Origin of the sequence: Bacillus sp. ISL-47 (genome assembly GCF_018613175.1) — a bacterium.
GTDB lineage: Bacteria > Bacillota > Bacilli > Bacillales > Cytobacillaceae > Cytobacillus.
The window spans coordinates 1-26,927 of record NZ_JAGGQS010000070.1 but is presented as its reverse complement, the minus strand read 5'-3'; the positions used below and the strand labels follow the sequence as shown (position 1 = coordinate 26,927).

Here is a 26,927-nt window from a genome sequence, read left to right as displayed (position 1 = left end):
TCATTTTATTTCCCGAAAAATAAAAGAAAATATCGAAGCGTGTAAAGCAATTAAATAATAAAAGATCAAGTTATCTCTAAAAGAGAAGAGCAAGATGCGTCATTAGACTATACAAAGTTCGGGAATTTTCACGCTAAGAAAACATGAATGGATCTTCCGCACCCGGTCGCATTTCTCGAACAAGAGAGGCCCTTTCTTTATGAAAAGGGCATTTTAACGGAACAAGACCGCAACAAAAAAGACCAATAATTGGTCTGGTCTAAAAAAAGGTACCTGAATCTATTCTAACTTTGTGTAAATTCTTTCGCTCAGCAGCCATTGAGGAATTGTCCATTTTTTTATCTAAGAAACGAATGCCCTCAATGCATCCTTTAACAAGCAAGAAAGTAAAAGAAAGGACAGTAAAGGTAATATAGCTATTCCAGCCCTTATTGTATTTTACTAAACCGGTATTCTTTTCAAGCCAATTCTCAAAAAGCGTCATTGGTCCGCTAAAAAGGAAAACACTTAAAATGGTTTTTAACGGCTTCATTTTATAGGAAAATTGATTATACATGACACAGGATAAAGGAAATAAAATGTATAAAAACACAATGTTTGAATCAAATAATTTTGGAAAATAGCGATGCGGGTATTGTAAATACTTTCTTTTTATCACTGGTCCATCCATCATCGTAGAAACTAAAGTTTTTATAAAAAAAATAAGAAACCAATCCTTCATATCACCTTTTCTTCGCAGTAAAAAGAATAGGCTCGGCTATACCAGATATAGTCAACAGGTTCAATATGGTTCTGTCCTTCATATATACACCCCCTATAGTTAAAATATCTTATCAGGAAAATCAAAATTCTTGTTTCATTCACGGGGTGCTATCCTTTAATACTGCCCCTTAATAACGACGCTTTTCTGTAGTAATCTATGCCTTCCTCTTAATGAATAGGACCATATTCTTGATTATGAGACGGAAATTATTTAAAGGGATCGGAACTATTGCTGTTCAATATGGAGTGCTTACATAAATGATAGTTTGTCCAAATGTGTTTTGGAATATTTTTAAAGGATGAAGAAGGTGAAGAAATTACTGTTATTCAGCCCAATAACCACACTCTTTGGCCTTTTTTACCGTGCAGAGGACGAAATCATCATTACGATTGGCGCCAGTGAAGCATTGGATGCCGCTTTCAGAACCATTTTGGAGGAAGGGGATGAGGTAGTGGTATTAGCTCCTGCTTATCCCGGCTATATTCCATTAATTGTACTGTGCGGAGCGAAGCCTGTCCTGGTGGATACCTCTGCAAACGGATTTAAACCGGACCTTGAGTTATTGAAGCAGGCTGTTACCAATAAAACGAAAGCGATTTTATTTAATTATCCATCCAATCCAACAGGCGTTATAATGACAGAAGAGGAGATGGAACCTCTGGCAGAATGGATAAAGACACAGGGTTTATATGTTATTTCGGATGAAATCTACAGCAAGAACACATTCGGGAGCCGGCATGTTTCTTTTGCCTCTTTAGATGGTATGAAAGAAAAGACTATTGTGATTAAAGGGCTCTAGGAGGGGTGGCCGTTGTTCCCGGCAGTGCCTGTACACCATACGGGGAAGGCTATATACGAATTTCTTACGCTTATTCCATGGAAGTCCTTCAGGAAGGATTAAACAGGCTTGAACATTTTATTTATCATTACAGGGCAAAGGAGTCTTTTGCATGACACATAACTATTCATTTCAGTCACCAAAGCAGCTGCGGGACACTTTATGTGATCTGGTATCGATCCCAAGTGTTACCTTAACAGAAGGGGAAAAGCACTTTCCGCTGAGAGTGGAACAGCTGTTAAGGGATATTCCTTATTTTAAAAAACATCCATCACAAATAATGAATCATCCGATGGCAGATGGCAGGTTTGTTCTGACTGCCCTTTACAGGCATGACGAGGCCTGTAAAACCGTTGTCATGATCAGTCACTTTGACGTTGTGGATATTGATGATTATGGCGATTTAAAGCATCTTGCCTTTTATCCGGAAGAGTTAACCAGGGCCATGAAGGAACGTGCTGACCGTCTTCCTGCTGATATAAGGGCCGATCTTGAATCGGGGGAATGGCTGTTTGGAAGAGGGACGATGGATATGAAGTGCGGGCTTGTTCAGCATCTGTCGCTCATCGAGAAGGCTTCCAGTGAAGAATGGAAAATCAATCTGCTTTTGCTGACTGTTCCTGATGAAGAGGTGAATTCAAGGGGAATGCGGGAAGTGATTCCGAAGCTTCTTGATCTTTCGGAAGAATATGATTTAACGTACACACTATTCCTTAATTCAGAGCCAATGTTTTCCCAAATTCCCCAGGATGAGAAATACTATTTTTATACGGGATCCATCGGGAAAATTATGCCCGGGGCCCTTTGCTTTGGACGGGAGACACATGTGGGCGAGCCGTTCTCCGGCATCAATGCGGGGTGGATGTCATCCGTACTCACACAGGAAATGGAATGGAATAAAATGTTTTGCGAAACGGTGAATGGAAAGACTAGTCCGCCGCCGACTCTCCTGCTTCAAAAGGACTTGAAAAAAGAGTATTCCACTCAAATTCCGCATCGTTCTGTCAGCTTATATAATCTCTTATTAATGAAGAAAACGCCTGCTGATGTGATGGAGGAAATGAAGCGGGCAGCTGAAATCGCAGCCAAGAAAATGGAAACTTTCATTATAGAAAGGTATCGTTCATTTAACCTGGAAATGAATGAAGCTCCAGCTATCCGCGTATTTTTCTATGAGCAATTAAGGGATTTTGCTGTTAAGAAGACAAGTGAAGATTATATCGCCATTCTGGAGCAGTCGATTGCCAGAGACACACAAGGCGACATTCGCGAACAAACCATTCAAATCGCCGACCAAATATCCATGCTCTGCCAGGAACTGGGACCCATGATTGTCTTGTTCTATGCACCGCCATATTATCCGGCCATTAATACAGCAGAGCATAAGGATATCCAGTCTCTATCAAACACACTCGTTCACTTTACCAAGGAGAAGTTTGGCAAGGTGCTTCATGCAGTTGATTATTTTAACGGTATTTCAGATTTAAGCTATGCCGGATTACAGGGAGACTTATCTGAAATGGAAAGCTATAATTCAAACCTTCCAGGAGGACAGCAGCTGTATTCCATCCCTTTTGAGGAAATGGCCCAACTCAAAGCACCGGTTATCAATGTCGGACCGATCGGCAGGGATGCTCATCAAAAAACAGAGAGGCTGCATATGCCATTTGCCTTTGAACAGCTTCCCAAGATTTTGGAGCATTTGATTTTGGAGCATCAGTCTGGATAAATTTACAGAGGAGTATGTGGGACAAGGGGACAGGTACAGCGTCCCAAGTCGTGCTTGATCCTAGCTGTTTGAATGGGAATGTTTGTTTGGTTTTTAGTATTATGTTTTAGGTGGTTATGATATTATAAACTTAGCAGCTTAATATTGTAAGGGTGGTTGGTTGTCGATCTTCTTTCCTTTTTTTAGGGAAGGAGCTGATATTCATGGAAACACTTCTTGAAGTCATTCGTGAAGTTATGAAAGGTGTTGTGCGTGAGATTGCTGCACACACATTTCGAAAGAACGTACTAGACAACAAGAAAACCACTCCTCGCCGTCGCAAGCATCTTCGAGGTGAGCAGCTCGTACCTTATTTTATTAATAAATATGGTTATATCACTTTTGTTAACTATTGGAACACAAAATTAAAAGAACAAATTGGCGCCAGACCCCCCACACTTTAGCTCGTAGGTTATAATTTTAAAAAAGGGGGCTAAGAACTTGGTAAACAAAAGTCACGAGTTATTAAATGGATGGACATTAATAGCACATAAAGCTTATAAACTGTTTTCGAATAATAATTCCTACGTTTTAATAGATGGGGATAATGAAGTAATGATGCAGTTTGTTGTAAATGACCAAGAATTTGAAGTTATTCAGTCAAGTTGGAATTTAAACTTTAAAGTGATTTCCGCTTTTAAAACCATTAAGGTTTTAAACGTTCCTGAGGAAGAATAAAAAATCTAGTGCTGCCTTTACCACTTGATAGTCAGTTTAGGCAGCTTTTTTAATACACTTATATGACGGTCTAATAAAAGAAACTAAAACGAGCTTGGGATTAACCCGAAGCTCGTTTTCTAATGTGATTTTTATTACCAATGGGGCCGGCTATAAAAAACTAACCTCTTTAGCTACTGTTCTCCTATATTATTTTACGAATGGCAAAGTTATCCTCGAGTGTATTGGCTGTTACAATATCGTTAATGGATACCCCATACCGCTGAGATATTCCCCAAAGAGTTTCTCCTCTTTGCACCGTGTGAATTTGCATGGAACCCCTCTTGTGAAATCAATCTTTTACACTATATTCCAGGGATCTTTGTAATATCCGTGTTGCGCTTTTCTGAAATAAGGAAAGCGTTTTTCTTCGACCACAATGTTAAATAAGAAATAGCAGGATGTTTTATAAAAAATGCAGAATCTTAACAGAGGTAATTTATTGGGGTTTTTGATATTTAAATTATTCAAGGAGGCGATGACGTTGAAACGAATGGACTTACTTTTAAACGTACTGGATTCAACATTCGATAAGGAGAGTTGGTATGCTCCATTTAAACATGCTATAGAAGGACTTACAGCAGAACAAGCTATCTGGAAACCTTCTGGAGAGGCAACTAAAACCATTTGGGAGAACGTTAATCATCTTATTTATTACAAAGAAAGACTTGCTGCAAACTTGGAAGGCCGTGAATGGACAACTAACCTCGATGGTAATGAAACCTTTTATCTCACCGATCAATCTACTGATAATAAGGAATGGGAGAAAGTCGTTGAACGTTCCGAAAGCGCTCAACGCAATCTAAGAGAGGTATTGAGTACAATTTCTGACCGGGATCTTGACGAAAATTCACTTGAGGGGAAATTACTGGACATCATGCTTCATGATGCTTATCATACAGGACAAATTATTCAATTAAGAAAAATGCAAGGATCGTGGCCATCAGATCGTTGACTGATTTAAGAGAGATTTTTTTTTGACAGGAGTTTCAAAGTTATTCTGCCTAATAAAAGGATGGGGGAAGCCTAATGAACATACATAATATACTGGTTGCAGGAAACTATGAAAAGGAGTTCCAGGAACAGCTGCCAGCTAAAACACCTCAGAGCTTTCGTTTTAAGCAGATTGATGAGATTACAGAAGAGGATTTGTCGTGGGCAGATACCTATGTCGGCTTCAAGCCATGTCCAGGCTTCCGCTTTGCCGAAATTAAATGGGTGCATTCCTTTAATGCAGGTGTAAATAACTTTATGGAAATTGACGGATGGAAGGATCATGATATCCTTCTAACCCGAACGGTTTGCACGTTTGGACAAAGAATTAGCGAGTATTGTTTAAGCTATGTATTGAGAGATCTTCAATTTCATCACTACTTTGAAAAAAAACAAAGGGAGAAGAAATGGGCTCCAAAAACGCCGCAAATGGTGAAAGATCAAACGATTGTGATATTTGGAACAGGGGAGATTGGACAGGAGGTTGCCAAGGTGTTTTCAAGCTTTGGAGCCACCGTTTACGGCGTCTCGCAGAGCGGCAAGCAAAAGGAGTATTTTCAAAAGGTGGCGGAAACCAGCTCTGCAAGCACCTTGGCTGCAGAGGCAGATTGGATTATCAGCACATTGCCTTTGACAAATGAAACAAGTAAGCTATTTGATCGTACGTTTTTCAGCAATCTAAACGGAGCTGCCTTTATCAATGTTGGCAGAGGCCAGACCGTGGACGAGATAGCCCTCATTGAAGCGCTAAATTCCCGAAAGATCCGTTACGCAGTGTTAGATGTTCTTGAAACAGAACCGCTGCCGGAGACGTCCTCGCTGTGGGAAAGAGACGATATCGTCATCACTCCTCATATATCAGCTGTGACAGAGCTGAATGAAGCGATCGCATGCTTTTTGGATACGTTGAAGAGAATCGAAAATAATGAAGCTTTGCCTAATAGGGTGGATTTTTTGAAGGGGTATTAATGAGGTGGGAACCATTGATGGAGAAGCATTATTCGGATTTTTAGCATTTCGTTTTCATCACAGAACAGAAGTAAAGTTATTAAGCCATCGGGCACTTTTCAGTAACAAGAAAGGTGCCCTTTTTTATGAAAAAGAATTTCTAATCCATTGTCGATTGGATTACCTGATTGAAAAGTCCACTAGTTTATATGTTTGCTGCATTAGTAACAAATTCCCTGCAATTTTAATATAAACTTGGTACTTTAGGGAATATCATATAAAAGAATCTGAGTATGTTTTTTCAAAAGTAAGTAATATCCTTAAATATTTTTGAGAGCAGACAGTAAAAGACGAACCCGCTTGGGATCCGTCTTCAATTTATTATCTCAAGGCTCGCTTTACTATACTGGTACTCCAACTTTATTATATTTGGAAGCCCCAATTTCCACTGCACCAGGTTTTCCGCTTTCAACCACCCAAGATGACATCGTGAAAGCTTGTGCATTTGGGTCGCCAGGGGAAGAAACCACACGGAAGTCCGTTTTCCACGAATCATGGGTTAAATCGCAGCGAACATATCCGCGCAGGTCGCCATTAAAGAGCTTGACGTGCGGGTTAGCGGAAAGTGCCGCTTCCACATTATCCTTCCAGCCGCAGCCTGAACTGATGGAGGTTCCGACAAACTCTGTTGCAAGCGTCTCTGAGGAAGGATTATGGAAGTCCGCCTTCAAGTCGTTGACCCAGCTTGAATGCCAGTCGCCGGCAAGGACAATCGGATTGGAAGGACGGTGCTGCTTGATAAACTTTAAAATTCGATCGCGTTCGGCTGCATAGCCGTCCCATTGGTCATGATTGACACTGATTCCTGAACCGGGATCATAATCATATTGAGCCATAATGGTCTGCTGGGCAATGACATTCCAGCGGGCTTTGGACTGCTCCAGATTTTTCAATAGCCATTGCTCCTGTTTGGAGCCCATCATGGTTCTAGAAGGGCTCTGTGCTTCAGGATCCAGCGGCGCACTCGGAAAACCGTCCCTTAACTGGTCATCCCGGTATTGGCGCGTATCCAAAACATTAAACTCAGCTAAATTCCCATATGTGAATTGACGGTAAAGAATCATATCGGAGCCATGCGGCTTGGATCGAAGCCTGAGCGGCAGGTGTTCATAATAAGCCTGAAAAGCTGCAGCGCGAAGGGCCAGAAAGTTTTGGTTGGATTCTTCTCCATCCGGCTGTGAAATATCATTTGCCCAGTTATTTTCGATTTCGTGATCATCGAAGGTCACGATAAACGGAAACGCAGCGTGAGCCTGCTGTAGGTCAGGAGAAGTCTTGTAAAGGGCATGCTGGTTGCGGAAGTCGGCAAGGGTTGCCGTGTCCCTTTTTTCATAAATATAGTCCCCAAGGTGGAGAACAAAATCGAGATCCTGCTGTGCCATGTCATGGTAAGCGGCATAGCGTCCTCCCACCCAGGCCTGACAGGATGCGAAGGCAAAAGAAAGGCTGTTCACATGTGCTCCCCAAGCCGGAGCCGTTTTTGTCCTTCCGGCAGGACTGATTTCATTTCCCGCTTTGAATCGATAATAATACTCCATTCCCGGCCTTAGGCCATGTACTTCTGCATGCACGGAATGAGCAAGTTCCTGCATGGCAACTTCTGTTCCGTGCTTTACTACTCTTTTAAACTGTTCATCCTCCGCTACTTCCCACTCTACACGGATGTTTTTATCGGGCATTCCGCCTAATCCATCTGCCGCAGCAGGTTCAGGTGCCAGCCTTGTCCATAAAACGACTCCATCCGGTAAGGGATCCCCTGAAGCAACCCCCAGCGTAAATGGATATGCATTGAAGGCAAAGGAAGCCTCCACACCCTTTTTGGACAATGAATGGGGAATCGTGAGGCTTATTGCAGCAGCGAGGGCTGCTTTGCTCGAGGTGCCTAAAAACGACCTTCGTGTAAATGTTTTTGAATTGAATTCCTTTAACCAGTTTTCATAACTCATTTCTTCCACTCCTTATGTAATCATTTATCAGATGTCAGATCGTTCTGACATTTAATAGATAACATAGAATCGGGGTGTAAATGGTGTAATTTACCGAATGTATAAACAATCTATAACTAACTAACATTAGCGTAAAAGTTGTAAAAAAATTAACAGTATTGGGGTTTCTTTAGCTTGAAGCGAATACAGACCATTAGGGGATTCCGGGAGTTTAATAGAGGAGCTCAAAGGCTGTCCGATTTTTTAAAAAATAGAATAGATGCCGTTTTGCGCAAAATTTACAAATAATTAAAATATTTATAACTCTTTTACAATTCTTTACCCTGCCTTTATTAACATTCTGTTTCTCGTTATCTATAATTCATTTGTACATAAAAAAATGAATATAAAGGAGAATCATTCTATGGATCGTCGTTTATTCTTAACCTATGCTGGAAGCACAACTGCAGCTTTAGTTGCAGCCTCTACAGGAATTGGCGCCTTAACAGGAAACGCTATGACTGCCAATCATTTAATGAATGGCAAGCCTTCAGGGCAGGGCAAGCCGCTTACCGCTCCTTTCAAACCTGTCAGCCGTACATGGGAAAACGAATTAGTGCTGCCAAACGGCTACAAGTACAATATTATCGCCTCTTATGGCGATGTGATTAATTCAAAAGGCGAGAAATTCGGGGATGCAGCGGATCTTACTGTTTATTTCCCAATTGATAGTTTAGAAGGGGGAAATCATTCAGAAGAGGGCTTAATCTGGGTCAATCATGAATTTCCCGAGCCAGGCAACTATATGAAGATGTTAGGGATTAACGAAGCAACTTTTAAGAAAGAAAATCTTTCAAACTATCCAGAGCTTCTTAAAATGGAGAAAGAAGCTGTGGGCGGCTCCGTTATTCATGTAAAGAAAGAAAATGGCGAATGGAAGCTTGTGAAGAATGATGCCTATAACCGCCGTGTTGATGGGACAACACCGATTGAATTAACGGGTCCTGCACGTGGAAGCAAAGCTGTAAATGGGGCTACAAAAGTGTTTGGATCACTGGGAAACTGCAGCGGCGGACGTACTTTATGGAATACCGCTTTATCCTGTGAGGAGAATACAGGATATGGAAGCTCTTATGGCTGGCCTAATTTCGATGAAACTCATTACGGCTGGGTTGTCGAGGTGGATCCGTTTGATCCGAAAAAGCCTGTACGCAAGCATTCAGCACTTGGCCGTTTTGCACATGAAAATGCAGCAATGGGATTAACCGGAGATGGCAAAGTCGTTGTTTACATGGGTGATGATAAAGGTGATGAGTGTTTCTACAAATTCATTAGTGATAAGAAATTCAATCCAAACAACCGTGCGGCGAACTTTGATATTTTAGAAAACGGAACCTTATATGTAGCAAACCTCGGCAAACAAAAATGGATTGCGCTTGATTATGCTTCTAATTCTGCACTAAAAAGCCAATTCGCTGACCAGGCTGATGTCTTAACAAACACACGTGCTGCAGCCAGGGCAGTTGGGGGAACAAAATTGGATCGTCCGGAAGATGTGGAAATCCACCCTCATGACGGAACTGTGTTTTTAGCATTAACCAATAACTCCGGGCACGGAAATTTCCATGGTCAAATTGTCCGGTTTGCACCTGCAGATGGGGACCATGGAAGTGATTCCTTTACATTTGAGGTTTTTGTTGCGGGAGGACAGCAAAGCGGCATTACCTGTCCTGATAATCTTCACTTTGACAGCAAAGGAAACCTGTGGGTGGTGGAGGATTACGGCGCAACGGAAGACAATGTGTATGCAGCATATAAAAACTGCGGAGTATTCATGATTCCTACGGATGGGAAAAGCTATGGGGTTCCTCACCAATTTGCATCAGGTCCAAAAGGATGCGAAGTAACCGGCCCTTGGTTAACACCGGATGAACGTACTTTATTCCTTGATGTCCAGCATCCTGATACTTGGAATCCTGCCCCTGGATACGATTTTGGACGTTCTTGTCTGGTTGCCGTACAAGGCGGAAGTTTCAGTAAATAACAATGGTGAAAAACAGGCAAGCGGAGCAGGAACCATGCTATGGTGAAAGGGAGGAAGCTGCTCCTCTTTCCTTAAAGAAGGTGAAAGCGGGAAATCCAGTTTTCAGCCAAGCCAATAATATATGGAGGGAGCACCTGAGATGGTTTTTTCTTGTAAAAAACACGTGAAGGAAGCTTTAAAGGTCATAGATCTTCCTCATATTTATCCCATTTCTGAAAATGACCGAATGGATTGCCAATATGCCAACTGCCGCATTTGCGGGAATAAAGCGGATTTTAAGCTTTTTAATTATCTTCCGCAGCGGAAAACAAAACAAGCAATGTAAAGAGAGGAAGATAAAGCATGCTTCAAAATATAGGGATTCCCGGATTGGTTTTAGTTCTTGTGATCGCTTTGATTATTTTTGGTCCTTCCAAGCTGCCTGAAATCGGACGGGCCTTTGGCCGGACGTTAACGGAATTCAAGAGTGCCACAAAGGGCCTGGTATCCGGTGAGGATCATGAGGAAGACGAAAAGAAACAGAAAAAATCAGTCATATCTTAATCATGTTAGACGGGGAAACTCGTCTATTTCTTTTATACGGGAGGTGTCCACGGTGGAAAACAATGATGTGCATCTTATTGAACATTTGGAGGAGCTACGCCAGCGAATCATTAAAACCTTAATCGCATTCATTCTTTTTATGATTGCTGCTTTTGTCTTTGTACAGGATATTTATAAATGGTTAATAAGGGACCTTGACGGAAAGCTGGCCATATTGGGTCCTAGTGACATCTTATGGGTATACATGATCCTTTCCGGTGTGATTGCCATCGCAGCCACGATTCCTGTAGCTGCCTATCAGGCATGGAGATTTGTGGCGCCGGCTTTAAAGAAGGAAGAGCGCCGAGTTACTTTAGGCTTTATACCGGGCTTATTTCTTCTATTTATTGCCGGACTATCCTTTGGTTATTTTGTCCTGTTTCCAATTGTCCTCGGATTCTTAACACACTTGTCAGCGGGTCAGTTTGAAACGATGTTCACAGCAGATAAATATTTCAGGTTCATGATTAACCTGACTCTGCCATTTGGCGTTCTATTTGAGATGCCCCTTGTCGTGATGTTTTTAACGAAGCTTGGAATCCTCAATCCCAATAGACTTGCAAAGTCGAGGAAACTTTCTTATTTCGCTCTCATCGTCATCTCAATTCTGATCACACCGCCTGATTTTATCTCGGATATACTGGTTATTGTTCCATTGCTTCTCCTTTATGAAGTGAGTGTGGCGATTTCCAAAATGGTTTATAAGAAAAAGCTGATGGATGAAATGTCGATGTGCTGATAAAAGGATCTGCCCCTGCTAATTAAAAGAGCAGGGGTATTTTTTTGGAGGTTCTTCCGGGGAGATGGATACGAAAAAAGGGAGCCAGCGAACAATACGCTGACTCCCTTTATTAAAGACGGTTTTTTTAATCAAACGTTTGATTAAATTAGCTTCATCTTATGGAAGCAATAGGATCGCGTCAGCAATCGGCCGTTCACCTGTCTGGTCAGATGGTCTTGTGACCAGTGTATTGCCGACTGTCATGGAAGTGGAGCCGCCACCGTCAAGGTTGAGGGCATCCACTGCACCCAGCGATTTCATGATCCTGGCGCTCTCTTCAAAGTTTGCTCCGACACTTAGCCCAGGAGCCCGTCCATCCACTGTTACGAAAAGGAGGGTTCCATCTGCTTTTACTCCAGCAAGGGTTCTTGGGTTGCGGCGTTCTCCAAATCGGTAATAGAATTCCGGGTTTTCTTCCCAGTGAAAGCCTTCTGCCGCTGCGTTGATGGAGATTTTTCCGTTTTCAAGCAAACGCGGGCCTCCGTTTATAATACCAGCGGTTTGTTCTAATGATAATGACTTTCCGTCCGCTGTCACTTCATTTTTCACCTGGAGGTTCATGCCAACTTGAGCATGGGCTTCAAGCCACTGGGCTGCCTCTCCGGTTCCAGCCAGAACGGAGCCTTCCCTTGGGATTTCTCCGCCCCGCTGTGTGCGAAGCGCGATTACTTCACCGGCCTCATTCAGCACGGCTTCAACGCCATCACCGGCTTCCGTTTCATTGCCAAATACCGGAGTGAAATGGATGAGCTCACTTTCGTCTATGCACGTATAATCATGCTTCGGGTTCTCGGTCGGGGTATCTCCTCCTGTGCCTCCGCAGCCCCGGATCAAGCCTGGTTTACGGTTCAAACCATCCACTTCCCGTGCTGCCCCGTCAGATGATATGGCCGTCTGGGAAGAAGAGACGGAGGCAATATCAGCGTCTGTGTTTGCTGAAGGAAGAATAAGGCTTGAGCGGCCATTTACCGCTTCACTTACCAGTTTTCCGTCCATAACTGAAATCCCGGCAAGATCACCAGGGGTTCCATCCTTGTTTCCTACCACAAAGTAGCCTCCATTGATTCCAGCTAGTGCGTTATTCCTGCCAGCCATCTCAGTAAGGGTTTCTTTTTCCTGGACCTTATCTTTTCCGAGCTCCGGTAAAATGGTTCCGTTAAATGTATCCGGATCGACTTCAAGTACATTTAGAACCCACGGGCCGGTAGTCTGCTGTCCATCCTCGCCGGTATAGACTGTACGCAGGCCAGTATAGCCATTCACGGACAATTGTTGCTGAAGCTCTTTGGCAGCCTCTTCAGTCTGGAATGCTCCGACCCGGACCAGATAACCGAGAGGGCCTATTTCCTTGTCATCCATGGCCCGGTCGGCAATCCGGTCGATACGCGGATTAAACCCTTCTGATTTCAGCTTTTTAGCCAAAGCCTTGGCCTTTTCATGTGTTTCGATAAAATCAACATCAACGGTGTAAAAATCCTTTTCAGACTCTTCACCCCTCGTGATCCTTGTGTAAGTAACTCCAGGGGCAAGGCTTTCGGTGGTTCTTTGTTCCTTTAAATAGGGAAGGCCAAGCGGCAGTTTTTCTTTCTCCGCCTGCAGCTGCTGCTGACCTTCCGATTTTGCACTGGCCGGCAGCTCCTGAACAGGGCCTGCAAACAGAACGGAGGTTAAACTGATGGATGCAATTGCAGGGATGATGGCTTTTTTCAGTGATTTGTTCAATTTTTTCACTCCTTATATGTAATGGTGGAATTCAAGCTGAGATTCCTTTTGATTGAACAATTACCCAAAGTATAATAAACAGGTATTAACCAAACGTTAATCTCTCTTTGCAGCGGTGTTAAGGTTTGTTGAGCTTTGTAAAATTAAATCTATTAAAAGGTTCCTTCCACTAACTTGGCAGGCTTGTTAAAGTTATGTGCAAAAAATGTTAATCAAGCTGCTAGTGCACAAAAGCTTTCACTTATGTAATAAGTAAGAAATGAATGGCTTATACCTGTATTTGTCGAAAATTGAAGAACAGTTATAATTGAATTTGTAAGCGTTTACATTTATAATAAAAATAGGCGGATGGCGGGTGTGGCCATCATGGTATTTAGCGAAGGCGGGGCTAATACTGTTATGTTTTGTGGTGATGAAGATGACGAGAAAATGAGAAAAATATGGAAGAGTATAAGAAAATAAGAAACCTTGTCACATGATTGAGTGACAAGGTCTCTTTTTGCAGGAATAAGAATAAAGGAAATTAAGCGGGTAGGCGTTACTTAATGAAGCAAAACTGCTGAAGAGGAAAATGATTACTCTCTATCCTCGATTATAGGTAAAATGGAGCGATCGTGCATTTCTATTCTATTAATCATGCAATTTGTAAAAAACGTAAGGAAAAAGGCCGATTTTTGGCATGCAAATTGGATTTTGGACGGTACGCAGTCAAGAAGCAGCAGACTTTCTATTCAAAATGGATGTTGATGCGATCATTACTGATTATCCGGATTATGTTGATCCTAGAAACTAATATTCTTGTAAAAGAGTTAAAGAAAAGGGGTAGCTGCTGCTCCTTATTTTGTTTGGGATTATTGGTGTGTTGGCTTTTGGAAACCATAGTTAAAAAAGCCGTATCAATCTAAAGGAACCCTGCTTTACATGAAAGCAGGGAATTTTATTTTTAAATGGCTTATACTGATATTGTCGAAGAACGAAGAAGAGTTACAGTGGATAATGTGGGCGTTTTCATTTATTTATAATGAAAACAGTTGGATAGTATTTGTGGCCATCATGGTATTTAGCGAAGGCGGGGCTAACACTGTCGTGTTTTTTTGAATTGATTCTTCAGGCTCCCGGATCGCCCGCGGAAAGGGAGTGCCTCGTGCTGAAATCAACAGGCAAACTTAACAGAGCCATTCAAATGGAAAGGAGATTTTTCATGTATATACCTAAGCACTTTAAGATCAGTGAGGAAGAAGCCTTTACTATAATAAAGGAGAATAGCTTTGCCACTCTTTTTTCCCAGCACAATGGTCAGCCATTTGCCACGCATTTGCCGCTAATTTTAAACAGGGAAAATACATATTTATATGGACATTTTGCCCGTCCGAATCCCCAGTGGAAGGATATCCTGGATCAAACTGTACTGGTGATTTTCCACGGTCCTCATTGCTATATTTCACCATCCTGGTATGAGACCAATAAAGCCGTCCCAACCTGGAATTACACAGCCGTTCATGTGTATGGTGAAGTTGAACTTATTGAAGATGAAAACGAGTTAATGGGTTCACTGGAAGATATGGTATTGAAATATGAAGCGCCTGATAGCACCTATAATTTGCAGGAAATTGACCCCGAGTTTCTTGCCGGCATGAATAAAGGAGTACAAGGGTTTAAAATTAAGATTAATAGGATAGAAGGGAAGGCGAAATTAAGCCAAAACCATTCCCGGCAGCGGCAGGAGCTCATTGTTAATCAGCTGGAACAAATTCCAAATACTGATGAGCATCAAAATTCAGCCTTAATGAAAGAAAACTTAAATCGATAATGGCAATGGGTCGTATATGCTGTACATCCAGGTCAAATGAACACTTGCTGGTTGGCGGGCTCTGTATGAATATCAATCCCATACTTCCTTACCCGCCTCATCAGCAGTGATTGCGTCACGCCCAGCTTCTGTGCAGCTTTCCGCGTTGATTTTTCTTTATGTAAAGCGTCAAGAATCATATTTTTTTCAATGCTCTCCAGTAATTCCGGCATGCTGTTATATGGATCAGCCTGTTTCAGATAGTCAGGCAAGTGCTGGTTTTCCACCATTTTTTGCGGCAAGTCTTTTTCATCAATCGTTTGGTCAGAAAGAATGACCAGTCTTTCCATCAAATTTTCCAGCTCCCGGATGTTTCCGGGCCATTTGTAGGATTGGAAGATATCCAATACTCTGGAAGTCATTCGCTTATTGACGTTGTATTTCTGGTTGTAGGTGCCCAGAAAGTAGAAAGCCAGGTCCTTGATGACTTCCTTCCTCTCTCGAAGCGGCGGCAGGTTGATGGAAAGGATATGCAGCCGGTAGTACAAGTCTGAGCGGAAGGAGCCTTCCTCCGTCATTTTTTCCAGGTTCCGATTGGTGGCGGCGATGATTCGGACGTTTGCCTGTACATATTCCCTTGCTCCAATCGGCAGATAGGTTTTCGTCTGCAGAAAGTGCAATAGCTTCGCCTGAAGATGGGGAGGAAGCTCGCCGATCTCATCGAGAAATAAAGTTCCGCCTTCTGCAGCCTGGATTAATCCTGACTTCCCAGCTGTGTTCGCACCTGTGAAAGCTCCTTTTTTATAGCCGAAAAGCTCGGACTCCAGCAGCTGCTCCGGCATGGAGGCACAGTTGACTTGCATAAACGGTGCTTTATGCCGGTTGCTGAATAAATGGATTCTTTCTGCGGTGGCGCTTTTTCCTGTTCCTGTTTCACCGGTGATTAAAGCAGTCGTATCGACATTGGCAATTTTTCCAATTAAGTCTTCAGTCGATGAATGCAAAATGAGTTCTTTCTTTGCCTGACGATCGTTTGTATGTAGGGGAATCTTTAATTTTCTAAGCTCCCGTCCGTATTTCTCAAGCAGTTCCTCTGTATCCCGAAGCTTAGAAGAGGTTTTGACGGCTTCGGTAATGTCCCTGCAATGGGCGACGATTACGATCACTTCTCCATTTTCATCCTTCACCAGATGGTCAGTCGCGATATATTTCCGGCCGTCTCCTACTTCCTGGACGGTGCTGATATTGCTGTTGGCTTCAGATGCAAGTCTCGTAACAGATGGGGAAAATACCCTTTCTTTCTCCAAATCTCTCACATTTCTACCGATTAGTTTCTCCCTCGGCACCTGGGTCATGACCTCGCTGATGTGATTGACCCATAGGGTGACTCCGTTTTTATCCGTAATATAGATAGCATCATTAATAGAATTCAAAATATCTATAAAAAAATTCGGGCGCTGCTCGGCCAGTTTTAGAAGCTGCTCCATAAAATCCTCCTTTCTGAATTGATTTCGATTCATTTTTATCTGAAGTGTGCGATAAAGGCGAATCGATATCAACTCAGTGAGTCGCTTTTAAAAATAATTATAGTAAATATTCTAAAAATTCTCAACAAAAACTAGCAAAACCAGCCTTTATGACCCTATTAACTTGGCACGGTAATTGCAAAAGTAATAGGCATGAAGGGAGCGGGTGTAGTGAAACAGCAGGTAATGAATATTCAGCTGGATCGCTTAATGCAAACGATCCAGCAAAGTGCGGAAATTGGCATGCTGCCGAATGGCGGCATCTGCAGGCTTTCCTTGACTGATGAGGATAAGAAAATGCGAGACCTTTTCCTGCAGTGGATGAAGGATTGCGGGTTGGAAACAAGGATTGATGACTTTGGCAATATGTATGGAAGACGGAAAGGCAAAAACAATGAACTGGCTCCCGTTTTAATTGGTTCCCATCTGGATACACAGCCAAAAGGAGGAAGGTATGACGGGGTACTGGGGGTGCTTGGCGCTCTGGAGGTAATCCGGACATTAAATGATTTGGGTGTCGAAACAGAGAGACCGATTGAAATTGTCAATTTTACAAATGAAGAAGGGGCCAGGTTTCAGCCTGCCATGCTCGGATCAGGTGCCATGGCTGAGATTTTTAACAAACAAACGATCCTGAATACGAAGGACCAAAAAGGCTTGGTTTTCGGAGAAGAACTGGAGCGGATCGGCTTCAGAGGGTTAAAGGAAAACCGCCAGCAGGGCCCTTTCTGTTTCGTTGAACTGCATATTGAACAGGGCCCTGTTTTGGAGGATAAGGGTAGATCGATTGGAGTTGTAACGGGGATTCAGGGGATGAGCTGGCTTGAGGCAACCATCACCGGGAGGACATCCCATACGGGGACAACACCGATGAATCGCAGAAAGGACGCTGTGCTGCATGCCTCCAAGCTGATTTCAAAAATCTATTCATTTGCAGAGGAGATTCCAGAGCTGCTCGTTGCAATTGGCAGAATCCAGGCTTCCCCGAATGTGATTAATACAGTGGCAGATCAAGTGGTCTTTTCCATCGATATTCGCCATCCCGAGGATCATGTTCGGGAGCGTTTTGAGCAGCAGTTAAAGGAATACTTAAGCACAACGACATTGGTAGAGGAAATGGAGCTGCAGATTAAAGAGCTAGACAAAATCGATACAGACTCTTTTTCAGAAGAAATGATCAAGGTTATGGAAAATGCAGCTGAAAAGCATGGCTTCTCCAATATGAGAATGCTGAGCGGGGCAGGTCATGATGCCAAGTATTTAAATCGAATCACACCGACAGCTATGCTGTTTATCCCTAGCATAAATGGGCTCAGCCACTGTGAGGAAGAGTTTAGTGAAGCTGCGGATATTGAAAAAGGCGTTCAGGTTTTATTTGATACGGTTTTGACTTTGGCGAATAAAGAAACCTTATAGGAGTGATAGAGTTGGAAAAAGTGCAAAAGGATGTTCTGGAAAAAGTTTTTGAACAAGTGGATGCTTTGTGGGAGGAGGAAGTTTCCTATCTGCAAAAGCTGGGGCGGTATCCGTCTACATTGGGGAATGAAGGGGCGATTCAGGATTATCTGGCCCAATCCCTTGAAAAGGATTTGAATTTGAAGGTTGAAAAAATTATCCCGGATCCGGAAAAGCTTGGTGCTCATCCCGGATTCTCCAAGCCTGAATGGTCTTATGAAAATCGACCTGTTGTAGTAGGGAAATATGAAGCACAGGGAGAAAAGAAGGGAAAAAGCATCATTTTTCAAGGGCATATTGATGTGGTCAGCCCGGAGCCGGTATCAAAGTGGAGCTATGATCCATGGGGTTCTGAGATTGTCGGCAATAAAATGTATGGCCGCGGCATAGCGGATATGAAATCCGGGGTTACGGCGATGATTTATGCATTGAAAGCTGTTCAGCAGGCAGGTGTGGAGCTTGCTAATGATGTGACCATTAAGACGGTCACAGAAGAAGAGTGCACAGGTAACGGGGCACTGGCAGCTATTGAAGCAGGATACAGAGCAGATGCTGCCCTTATTCCGGAGCCGCTGGGACAGCAGGCATTAGTCGGCCAGGTTGGCGTCATTTGGGTCCGTGTTAAAGTGGCCGGCCTTGGTGCCCATACGGAAAGAGCAGACAAAGCGGTCAATGCGATTGTAAAAGCTTATAAAATAGTAGAAGCCCTTCAAGACTATGAGAAAGAGATTAATAGCCGGTCTAAACATGAAGTGTTCGGTGATCATCCGCATCCGCAAAATATTAATATCGGAAAAATCCATTCCGGTGACTGGCCTTCCACGGTGCCATCAGAATGTACAGTTGAAGCAAGGGTCGGCTTTAACCCGGGAGTGAATCCGGCAGATGTGAAGAAGGAGTTGTCAGAATTTTTACTGGAAGCGGCCAAGCAGGATGAGTGGCTAAAGGAAAATCCGCCGGAAATCAGCTTCTACGGCTTCCACGCAGAAGGCTTCACCCTTGATCCGGATCAGGAGTTTATCCATACATTGGAGGAAGCACATCAAATCATTGAGAAAAGCGATTTAAAACATGGCGCCTTTACAGGTACAACAGACGCCAGATTCTATAATCTCTATTACAACATTCCTTCCACCTGCTACGGGCCAACAGGCGCAAACCTGCATGCCCCTGATGAATGGGTGGATTTGGAAAGTGTCAAACGAGTCACGAAAACCTATGCAGCTTTCCTATTAAAGTGGTGCCAGTATAACGAATAGGCTGTGTTGATAAATAAGGTTGGTTGATTGGAGCGCAAGGTGCGAGACTCCTGCGGGAGGAGTGGGACAGGTGAGACCCCACAGGTGCTGCGCACCGAGGAGGCTCACCGCCCGCCCCGCGGAAAGCGAGCATCCTGGAGCGGAAATCAACCACTCCCACAACTATTTTAAATAGCAACAAAGTTTGCGAAAACAGCTTAAAAGAAAGAGCGGAAGTGGGCTTCTGCCCTTTTTCCGCCATCCAAATGGGGGTTGAAATGATGAATCCAGGATTATGGTTATTATTCGGTAACGCGATCGCGACGACGATCATATCAGCAGGAATTGTGATGTGGATTTTAAAGAAAGAATACTTGCCAACCATAAAAAAGCTGGAAGAAGAGAAAGACACTCCGGCGAATCCCATTCATGATGGCATAACGAAGGAGGTTTAGGATGGAGAAAATCATATTTTTTGTTGTCGTTGCTGTTTATGTTATTGCTGGAATCATCGTAACGAGATTTGTAAAAAGCAAAGATGATTTCTATGTCATGGGGGAAAAAGGTTCGACTGTCTTGATTGTCGGTACACTGGCAGCTACCTATTTAAGTGCGGTAACACTGCTAGGCCTTGCAGGCATGATCTACAATGAAGGACCTGTTGCCCATGCCGGATTCGGTTCTTATGGAGCCTGGCTGGGAACATTATTTGCTGTTATTTATGTAGGAAGAAAATTAAAGGCCTTGGAATGCCAGACACTTCCGGACTTTTTTGAAAAACGTTTCCAGAATAAATGGGTAACTGTCATCGCGACTTCCATTATGATAATCGGTTTGTTGGGATATGGAGTGGTTCAATTAATCGGGGCGGGTGTGATTCTATCCGAGATTTTAAATATTCCGTTCCCTGTTCTAATATTATTATTTACTTTAGCTCTTTTAATTTTCAGTGCGATGGGCGGCATGTACGGAGTCGTTATTACAGATACGTTGATGTTCTTTACAATGCTGACGATCGCGATTGTCATTTCACCGCTTATTATCGGACAGGCTGGCCTGGACCAGATCAAGAACTTAGGGGAAGTCATCCCGGGTTATTATGGTGTAAATGGCGGTGCAGATCGTCCGTTTGGCTGGGTATTTTCACAATTTTTAATGTGGATTCTTTTCTTTGGATGTACGCCATCCCTTGTATCCCGTGTATTCCCGGCGAAAAATGATTTTGTTATCCTGAAGACTGCGGTCATTGGTGTGTTCTTCGCCCCATTTATGCAATTACTTGTGTTCATTGCTGCTGCAGCCATGATGGTCCTTCAGCCTGGCATTGATCCGGCTGACCGCGTATTTATCGTTGGGATGATGGACTATACGCCGCCTGCTTTAGCTGGAATTGGTTTGGCGGGATTGATGGCATCGATTATGTCGACTGCTTCCACGCTTTTTGTTTTAACAGGATTTGCGCTTGCTAAGGACTTATTTGAGAACGTTCTGCATAAAGATTTTGATGAGAAGAAAAGCATGTTAATTGGACGTGGTGCCCAGGTCATTGTGGCAGTCGTTGTTTGTATTATCGCTATCCTTCAGCCTTCATCCATCTTCTGGATTTCCATTTATGCCGGTTCCATCTTTGCGGTTTCCTGGATGCCGACGATCATTGGCAGCCTGGAATGGAAGCGGATGAGCAGTAAAGCGGCAACAGCGAGCATGCTTGCCGGAATTATCACCTTTATTGTTTTCGGTGAATTGAAGAGGTATGAAATGATCACCTTCCCGGTTGGATTTGATAATTTCTATCTGGCGATTATCGTTTCTGTTCTCACATTAATCATCGTCGGGTTTATAACAAAACCTACTGATTATGAGCTGGGTTATTACCAGAAGATTAAAGAAACACGTCTTTCCACTGTGACGATCCAAAAGATTTTGGCCAAACACAACGGAGCTGCCGAGCTAAAAAGAGAATACAAGCAAACGTTAACAGTTGCTGTTTCCTTTATTGTCATCTCTGTTGTTCTATGGGGTTATTTTATTGTCAAGTTAGGCATGTAAAAATATGAAGTAAAGGAGAGTATTTCAATGAGCAAGACTGCAGCTTTATATCAGGAACTGGCAGAACTGGATAAAAAGCATTTTCTGCATCCGACTTCCCCAATCCAGCAGCAGCAGGAACAGGGTCCGGCCTTTATTTTTACAAAAGGGGAAGGGGTGTTTCTTGAAGATGTGAGGGGCAATCGGGTGATTGACGGGATGTCCTCCTTATGGAATGTGAATGTTGGGCACGGCAGGACTGAGCTGGGGCAGGCGGCAATGGAGCAGATGAACCAGCTGGCGTTCAGCTCGTGCTTCGCAACCTTCAGCAATGAACCGGCGATCAGGTTAGCGGCGAAAATCGCTGAGATTGCACCTGGGGATTTAAGTGCCACCTTCTTTACCTCTGGCGGGTCGGAAGCGAATGATACAGCCTATAAGCTTGCACGCCATTATTGGATTTTAAAGGGCCAGCCTTCCAAAAAGAAAATCATCTCCCGGAAGAAATCCTACCATGGGGTAGCGATGGGAGCGACCAGTGCGACAGGCCTAAAGCCATTCCGGGATTTCACGAATTCACTGGCACCGGACTTTTATTATACGGAGAACCTATCTGCTGAAGCGTTAAGGGAAACGATTGAAGCGGAAGGTCCCGAGACCATTGCCGCCTTTGTGGCAGAGCCGATCCAAGGGGCGGGCGGTGTCCATATCGCTCCAGACGGTTATTTTCAGGAAGTAAGGAAGATTTGCAGTGAGTTTGATATTTTGTTTATTACGGATGAAGTCATTACTGGCTTTGGCCGAACAGGAAAATATTTCGGAATCGAGCATTATGGTGTAACGCCGGATATGATGTGCTTTGCCAAGGGCGTTACAAGCGGCTATGCCCAGCTTGGCGGAGTCGTGTTCTCGAAGAAGATGCATGAGGATTTCAAGGAGCTTTCAGCCGGTACCCTTTTGCATGGCTATACGTACAGCGGTCATCCAATGGCCTGTGCAGTCGGATTGAAGAATATTGAGATTATCGAGAATGAGAATCTAATAGAGAATTCCAGGAAAATGGGAGAGGAATTGCTGAAGGGCTTTAAGTGGATCCAGGGTGAGAGAGAGTTTGTCTCAGAAGTGAGAGGGCTTGGATTAATTGGCGCTGTCGAGCTTAAGAGTGAAAAGGGCCAGTTTGCGCCGGCTGTTGTAACGGAAGCCGCAAAACGAGGGCTCATTATCCGATCAGTCATTTTTGATGGAATGGACATTCTTGTCTTTGCCCCGCCGCTGACGATTAACAAGCAGGAGATTGATCGTCTGGTAGAGATTCTTCATGATTCCATCTACTCTGTAGAACAAGGCATATAAGAGATTAAGAGAGAAGAGTGTGTAAGGCACTCTTCTTCATTATTGAAGCTGGGAGGCTAGGACATGACGGTCAAAAATAAAGCGAAAAAGCAGTTATATATTAATGGCGAGTGGGTAGAGGCGAAGGAATATACATCACTTTACTCTCCTTATAGCAGAGAGTTGATTGCCGAGATTCCACAGGCAACAGTGGAGGAGGTTGACCTTGCTATAGAAGCTGCCTATCAGGCAAGAAGCAAAATGGCGGAGATGCCAAGCCATCAGCGTGCGAGTATTCTTGAAAAGCTTGCCGGCTTATTGGATCAGCGCTCGGATGAAGCTGCCAAAATCATTGCACTGGAAGCAGCCAAGCCGATTACCACGGCTAAAGGCGAAATTGCTAGAACGGTGCAGACTTTCAAATTTGCTGCTGAGGAGGCGAAGAGAATCAATGGAGAAACAATTCCAATGGATGCTGCTCCTGGCGGGGAAGGAAGGTTAGCCTACACGGTGAGAGAGCCGCTTGGTGTGATTGGGGCCATTACGCCGTTTAATTTTCCGATGAACCTGGTGGCGCATAAAGTGGGCCCTGCAATTGCAGCAGGTAATACAGTTGTGCTGAAGCCTGCAGGGCAGACACCGCTTTCTGCCTATTTTCTTGCTGAGCTATTGGAGGAAGCCGGACTGCCAGCGGGTGCGTTTAATGTTGTGACGGGCAGCGGTTCAGTAGTAGGGGAAAAGCTGGTTAAGGATGGTCGCGTGAAGAAGATTTCTTTTACGGGAAGCCCTGAAGTGGGGATTGGCATCCGCAATAAGGCAGGGTTAAAGCATGTAACCCTTGAATTGGGATCTAATGCAGCCTTGATTGTTGATAAGGGTGTGGATGTGGAAAAGATCATTCCTCGCTGTGTCACAGGGTCATTTGCTTTCCAGGGACAGGTATGCATTTCGCTTCAGAGAGTTTACGTGCATAGTGAGATCTATGATCGCTTTGTAGAGAAGTTTGTGGAAGCCGCTGCGAAGCTGAAGGTGGGAGATCCTTTAGATCCGGAAACGGATGTTTCTGCTTTAATCGCTCCTAAGGAAGTGGAGCGGACGCTGGGATGGATCGAGGAAGCCAAGCAAAATGGCGCCAAGGTCGCTTTGGGCGGAACCGGCGAAGGGACTGTTTTGAAGCCAACTGTGCTGCTTGATGTGGAGCCAGCTGCCAAGGTTTCCTGCCAGGAAGTGTTCGCTCCGATTGTTTTAATTAACAAAGTGGATTCTGTGGCGGATGCCATTGAACTGGTCAACGACTCCCGCTACGGCCTCCAGGCAGGCATCTTCACAGAAAATATCCGCACCGCCATGGACGCCACCAAAAAGCTGCACGTCGGCGGAGTCCTGGTCAACGACATCCCAACCTTCCGCGTCGACCACATGCCATACGGCGGCGTCAAAGAAAGCGGAGTCGGACGCGAAGGCATCAAATACGCCATCGAAGAAATGACGGAGATGAAGCTGGTTATAATAAATAATAACTAAAGTGCAGATATAGTACCAGGTACCACCCGAATTTTCTTGTTTCACAGGTATGTTTCACGAAAAAACTGCCGATGCATTTGCATTGGTGGTTTTTTTATTCGAATTAAGTTGTTAGGGGAATCAAGGGAAAGGGTCCCTTTAGAAGATTTAAGGAAAAAATCATAGATTCTGGAGTCAGGAAAGGCATCCAATTCGTGACAAACGATTCAAAGAGATTGCGAAAACGGGTTTAAAGACAACAACATTGATTTTAATGAATGACTAGAATGGAGAATTAGCGTTTTTGTTATTGAAGTTTGTTGTTGAACTATCGGGGAGTTTAGTTTAATAAGAAGTGATAGGTTGTTAAATTTTAACTAATGAGGTTGCCCAACGAGAGGAATGAACTAATGGATAAGGAAATGTTTATACAAATAAGTAAATGTAAACTATATGCTAAATTGGTGGGAGAAAATAATGGAAAGCCAACAGTCATAATGGATGCTGGATATGGAGACTTTTCTAAGGCTTGGAATTCAGTATTAAGGGAGATTTCAATGCTCTCTAGTGTACTAATCTATGATAGAGCTGGACTTGGGAAAAGTGAAACAAGTTCTAATCCCAGAACCAGCCGTGAAATGGTAAAAGAATTAAAGGAACTACTTAGTGAAGCCAAGATTAAACCTCCCTACATATTAGTAGGTCATTCATTTGGTGGAGTTAATATGCGGATGTTTGCTACAGAATATCCAAATGAAGTTTGTGGACTAGTCTTGATTGACTCTACGCCCGAAGATTACAGAGAACGATTTCTCCCTACTATGTCACAAGATTTTCAACAAGCATATAACAAGCAATTCGTTTACGAAGGAAATTATGACGAATTTATGGAAAGTCTAAAGCAGTTAAAAGAAACTAGACAAAAATTAAATGTACCATTAATTGTTCTTTCAGCTGGTAAGAAAGCTCATTATTCTATGGAATCACAAGAGTTATGGAATGAAATGCAGAGAGAGATTCTTGAAATGTCCTCAAATGGAGAATTGGTAATTGCTAACAGTGCTCACTATATACAAAATGACGAACCGGAAGTGGTAGTGTGTGCGATAAAAAAGTTAATTGAGAATAGTTAGGATTAGATTGTAAAGGTTTTACTTAACTATAGGGTTCTTTAGTTAAGGCTGTTTTCGTATAGATTGTGGCTTTCTTGATCATACTGTTAAAAGGCTGATATAATGGGCATTCAGGAGGCGTTCGAGTATGTGGAAAGACATATATGAAGATTTCAGCGAATTAACTAAATCAGAACAAATAGCTTTATTTAATGCAATGAAACAGGACTTGTTTCCAGATGAACCAGATAAAATTACTAAACTACTCAAAAGTATTCGTGAAGCCCGATTTGCTTCTGGTTTGGGCTGTGTTCATTGTGGTAGCACTTCGGTTAAACGAAACGGTAAATATTGTTCAAGACAACGCTATCTATGTAATGATTGTGGGAAATCTTTCAATGAACTGACAAATACTCCATTTTCAGGCTCTCGCTACCCCGAAAAATGGGTAAAATACATTGAACTAATGGTGGAAGGATATACCCTACCAAAAATCGCTAAAAAACTCCAAATACACATTTCTACTGCCTTTTATTGGAGGCATAAAATCTTGAACGCATTAGGAAGTCTTGGCTTTAATCAACTGCAAGGTATCGTTGAGAGTGATGAAACCTTTTTTCGTGAGTCTATGAAAGGCAGAGAAATCACTCATAGGAAAGCCAAAAAGCGTGGAGAAAAAGACGAAAAAAGAGGGATTTCTAACCTTAAAATTGCTGTTGTAGTTGCACAAGACCGCAATGGTAGCGTAATTGCTCGGAAAGCAGGTACAGGTCGTGTAAGAGCCGAGGAAATTGATACTGTGATAGGTGAGTATATTCACCCGTCTGCTTTGTTATGCACAGACACAGCAACGAATTATAAAAAGTTCGCCAAGATGAAAGGATTACAGCACGAAACGGTTAACGAACGACAAAAAGTACGTGTAAAGAAAGGGATTTACCATATTCAACACGTTAATAACTTTCATAATCGCTTGAAAGGTTGGATGGAGCGTTTTAGAGGAGTGGCAACAAAATACTTGGATAATTACCTCTACTGGTTCCGTTGGCTTGATATTGGGAAAAATTTAGCATTTGATAAACGAGTGGAGCAAATGCTTTATTTTAGCATGTCAAAATCTAATCAAACTACGGTTGAAATGCTAAGGAGTGCATAAGAAAGACCTCAATTAAGAGGTCAATTTACTATGCTTTGCATTATTTACTCTACTTCAGATAATTTTACTCCTATAATTGTCTCAAACAGTTGTGCCGATTTACTCTTGTTTAATTGGACATATTTGCCTTCACCTTCTATAACGAGTTCCACCTTATCTTTGTTAGGGCTAATCCATAGGTCATAAATCAACCCCGATTGTTCATTGTCGGCTACGAAATGGAATTTGTAATGTGGAGGGTATGCCATACTTACTTCTGCATTTTCCCAACTTATGTTCTTAAGTATATCTTTGGCTTTTCGAACTGTACTATCATCGGTAATTTCTTTATAATGTTCATATTTATTTTCTTCCCCGACACGCTTTTCTACTAAAATCTTGTTTCCTTCATTTTGAAGTTTGTTTGAACTTTCATTTGAACAGCCTACTATAAAAATTGAGAATATCCCTATAAAAACAATAAGATACTTAAATAACTTCAAACAATATCGCCCCTTTATAAATTTAGACGCTTATTTTTTTGGATAGGTTTCAAAAACTTCCTATTATTATTTTATCGTATCATTAAAAGCAACAAACTTTAAGAAAAGAGCCTTAGTTAAAGAAGAAGACCATCAAATGATGGTCTCAGTTTGTAGACAAAAAGG

General features: G+C 42.9%; 25 protein-coding genes and 1 pseudogene. 20 read left to right on the top strand and 6 right to left on the bottom strand.

The genetic code is table 11. The features are described from left to right. Window positions 1-259: 259 nt before the first annotated feature. The gene (locus tag J7I93_RS22155; RefSeq protein WP_214988731.1) at window positions 260-721 is read right to left on the bottom strand and encodes a CBO0543 family protein; all 462 of its coding nucleotides are present in this window, start codon (window positions 719-721) and stop codon (window positions 260-262) included. Window positions 722-1,070: 349 nt separating this feature from the next. Here J7I93_RS22155 and J7I93_RS22150 point away from each other — a divergent pair, with 349 nt between their 5' ends. The 5 genes from J7I93_RS22150 (at window position 1,071) to J7I93_RS22135 (ending at window position 4,047) form a co-directional block, all read left to right on the top strand. After that, a complete protein-coding gene (locus J7I93_RS22150; protein WP_214988732.1) occupies window positions 1,071-1,562 on the top strand; it encodes an aminotransferase class I/II-fold pyridoxal phosphate-dependent enzyme in 492 nt (163 codons plus the stop codon). Window positions 1,563-1,567: 5 nt separating this feature from the next. Continuing rightward, on the top strand, window positions 1,568-1,717 hold the full coding sequence (locus tag J7I93_RS25260) for a hypothetical protein (RefSeq protein ID WP_214988734.1): 150 nt from the start codon (window positions 1,568-1,570) through the stop codon (window positions 1,715-1,717). After that, window positions 1,714-3,330: a M20/M25/M40 family metallo-hydrolase gene (locus J7I93_RS22145; protein ID WP_214728586.1), complete on the top strand. Its 1,617-nt coding sequence runs from the start codon at window positions 1,714-1,716 to the stop codon at window positions 3,328-3,330. Before J7I93_RS25260 ends, J7I93_RS22145 begins: the two co-directional genes overlap by 4 nt. Before the next feature lie 203 nt (window positions 3,331-3,533). Further along, entirely contained in the window at window positions 3,534-3,773 is a 240-nt protein-coding gene (locus J7I93_RS22140; protein ID WP_214728600.1) for a hypothetical protein, read from the top strand. Window positions 3,774-3,810: 37 nt separating this feature from the next. After that, window positions 3,811-4,047, top strand: a complete 237-nt coding sequence (locus tag J7I93_RS22135; RefSeq protein ID WP_214728584.1) for a hypothetical protein — start codon at window positions 3,811-3,813, stop codon at window positions 4,045-4,047. Between the two features lie 184 nt (window positions 4,048-4,231). Here the strand turns inward: J7I93_RS22135 and J7I93_RS22130 are convergent, their stop codons facing one another. After that, on the bottom strand, window positions 4,232-4,360 hold the full coding sequence (locus J7I93_RS22130) for a LysM peptidoglycan-binding domain-containing protein (RefSeq protein WP_214728582.1): 129 nt from the start codon (window positions 4,358-4,360) through the stop codon (window positions 4,232-4,234). 210 nt (window positions 4,361-4,570) lie between these two features. Between J7I93_RS22130 and J7I93_RS22125 the strand changes: the two genes are divergently transcribed. Both J7I93_RS22125 and J7I93_RS22120 read left to right on the top strand, forming a co-directional pair. Further along, entirely contained in the window at window positions 4,571-5,041 is a 471-nt protein-coding gene (locus tag J7I93_RS22125; protein WP_214728580.1) for a DinB family protein, read from the top strand. 74 nt (window positions 5,042-5,115) lie between these two features. Beyond that, window positions 5,116-6,048 (top strand): D-2-hydroxyacid dehydrogenase, encoded by a 933-nt coding sequence (locus J7I93_RS22120; protein ID WP_214728578.1) that lies wholly within the window; start codon window positions 5,116-5,118, stop codon window positions 6,046-6,048. Between the two features lie 380 nt (window positions 6,049-6,428). Here J7I93_RS22120 and J7I93_RS22115 read toward each other — a convergent pair whose 3' ends face one another. Next, window positions 6,429-8,033: an alkaline phosphatase D family protein gene (locus J7I93_RS22115; protein WP_214728576.1), complete on the bottom strand. Its 1,605-nt coding sequence runs from the start codon at window positions 8,031-8,033 to the stop codon at window positions 6,429-6,431. 403 nt (window positions 8,034-8,436) lie between these two features. Here J7I93_RS22115 and J7I93_RS22110 point away from each other — a divergent pair, with 403 nt between their 5' ends. From J7I93_RS22110 to tatC, 3 genes are all read left to right on the top strand, one after another. Continuing rightward, window positions 8,437-10,056: a PhoX family protein gene (locus J7I93_RS22110; protein WP_214728574.1), complete on the top strand. Its 1,620-nt coding sequence runs from the start codon at window positions 8,437-8,439 to the stop codon at window positions 10,054-10,056. Window positions 10,057-10,398: 342 nt separating this feature from the next. Next, window positions 10,399-10,599: a twin-arginine translocase TatA/TatE family subunit gene (locus J7I93_RS22105; RefSeq protein WP_214728572.1), complete on the top strand. Its 201-nt coding sequence runs from the start codon at window positions 10,399-10,401 to the stop codon at window positions 10,597-10,599. Window positions 10,600-10,651: 52 nt separating this feature from the next. After that, a complete protein-coding gene (gene tatC, locus J7I93_RS22100) occupies window positions 10,652-11,377 on the top strand; it encodes a twin-arginine translocase subunit TatC (RefSeq protein WP_214728570.1) in 726 nt (241 codons plus the stop codon). 159 nt (window positions 11,378-11,536) lie between these two features. Here tatC and J7I93_RS22095 read toward each other — a convergent pair whose 3' ends face one another. Beyond that, window positions 11,537-13,141, bottom strand: a complete 1,605-nt coding sequence (locus tag J7I93_RS22095) for a phosphodiester glycosidase family protein (protein ID WP_214728568.1) — start codon at window positions 13,139-13,141, stop codon at window positions 11,537-11,539. A gap of 676 nt (window positions 13,142-13,817) precedes the next feature. On the opposite strand from J7I93_RS22095, the pseudogene J7I93_RS22090 reads away from it, so the two are divergent. Then, a pseudogene (locus J7I93_RS22090) lies at window positions 13,818-13,934 on the top strand (glycerophosphodiester phosphodiesterase family protein); the annotation flags it as partial. A gap of 408 nt (window positions 13,935-14,342) precedes the next feature. Next, window positions 14,343-14,951, top strand: a complete 609-nt coding sequence (locus tag J7I93_RS22085) for an FMN-binding negative transcriptional regulator (protein ID WP_214728567.1) — start codon at window positions 14,343-14,345, stop codon at window positions 14,949-14,951. 32 nt (window positions 14,952-14,983) lie between these two features. On the opposite strand, the gene J7I93_RS22080 is transcribed toward J7I93_RS22085, so the two are convergent. After that, entirely contained in the window at window positions 14,984-16,417 is a 1,434-nt protein-coding gene (locus J7I93_RS22080; protein WP_214728565.1) for a sigma-54 interaction domain-containing protein, read from the bottom strand. 210 nt (window positions 16,418-16,627) lie between these two features. Between J7I93_RS22080 and J7I93_RS22075 the strand changes: the two genes are divergently transcribed. The 8 genes from J7I93_RS22075 to J7I93_RS22040 all read left to right on the top strand — a co-directional run bounded on the left by J7I93_RS22075 (window position 16,628) and on the right by J7I93_RS22040 (window position 26,280). After that, complete coding sequence (locus tag J7I93_RS22075; RefSeq protein ID WP_214728563.1) at window positions 16,628-17,872, top strand: M20 family metallo-hydrolase; 1,245 nt, start codon at window positions 16,628-16,630, stop codon at window positions 17,870-17,872. A 2-nt stretch (window positions 17,873-17,874) separates the two neighbouring features. Next, window positions 17,875-19,170: an ArgE/DapE family deacylase gene (locus tag J7I93_RS22070; RefSeq protein WP_483297147.1), complete on the top strand. Its 1,296-nt coding sequence runs from the start codon at window positions 17,875-17,877 to the stop codon at window positions 19,168-19,170. Window positions 19,171-19,427: 257 nt separating this feature from the next. Next, window positions 19,428-19,604 (top strand): hypothetical protein, encoded by a 177-nt coding sequence (locus J7I93_RS22065; protein WP_214728559.1) that lies wholly within the window; start codon window positions 19,428-19,430, stop codon window positions 19,602-19,604. A gap of 1 nt (window position 19,605) precedes the next feature. After that, on the top strand, window positions 19,606-21,198 hold the full coding sequence (locus J7I93_RS22060) for a sodium:solute symporter family protein (RefSeq protein ID WP_214728557.1): 1,593 nt from the start codon (window positions 19,606-19,608) through the stop codon (window positions 21,196-21,198). A 27-nt stretch (window positions 21,199-21,225) separates the two neighbouring features. After that, entirely contained in the window at window positions 21,226-22,530 is a 1,305-nt protein-coding gene (locus J7I93_RS22055) for an aminotransferase family protein (RefSeq protein WP_214728555.1), read from the top strand. 63 nt (window positions 22,531-22,593) lie between these two features. Continuing rightward, entirely contained in the window at window positions 22,594-24,033 is a 1,440-nt protein-coding gene (locus tag J7I93_RS22050) for an aldehyde dehydrogenase family protein (protein WP_214728553.1), read from the top strand. Between the two features lie 389 nt (window positions 24,034-24,422). After that, window positions 24,423-25,145 (top strand): alpha/beta fold hydrolase, encoded by a 723-nt coding sequence (locus tag J7I93_RS22045; protein ID WP_214728551.1) that lies wholly within the window; start codon window positions 24,423-24,425, stop codon window positions 25,143-25,145. Between the two features lie 127 nt (window positions 25,146-25,272). Next, window positions 25,273-26,280 (top strand): IS1595 family transposase, encoded by a 1,008-nt coding sequence (locus J7I93_RS22040; RefSeq protein ID WP_214728549.1) that lies wholly within the window; start codon window positions 25,273-25,275, stop codon window positions 26,278-26,280. Between the two features lie 44 nt (window positions 26,281-26,324). On the opposite strand, the gene J7I93_RS22035 is transcribed toward J7I93_RS22040, so the two are convergent. Next, window positions 26,325-26,762: a YhfM domain-containing protein gene (locus J7I93_RS22035; protein WP_214728547.1), complete on the bottom strand. Its 438-nt coding sequence runs from the start codon at window positions 26,760-26,762 to the stop codon at window positions 26,325-26,327. Between the last annotated feature and the right edge of the window lie 165 nt (window positions 26,763-26,927).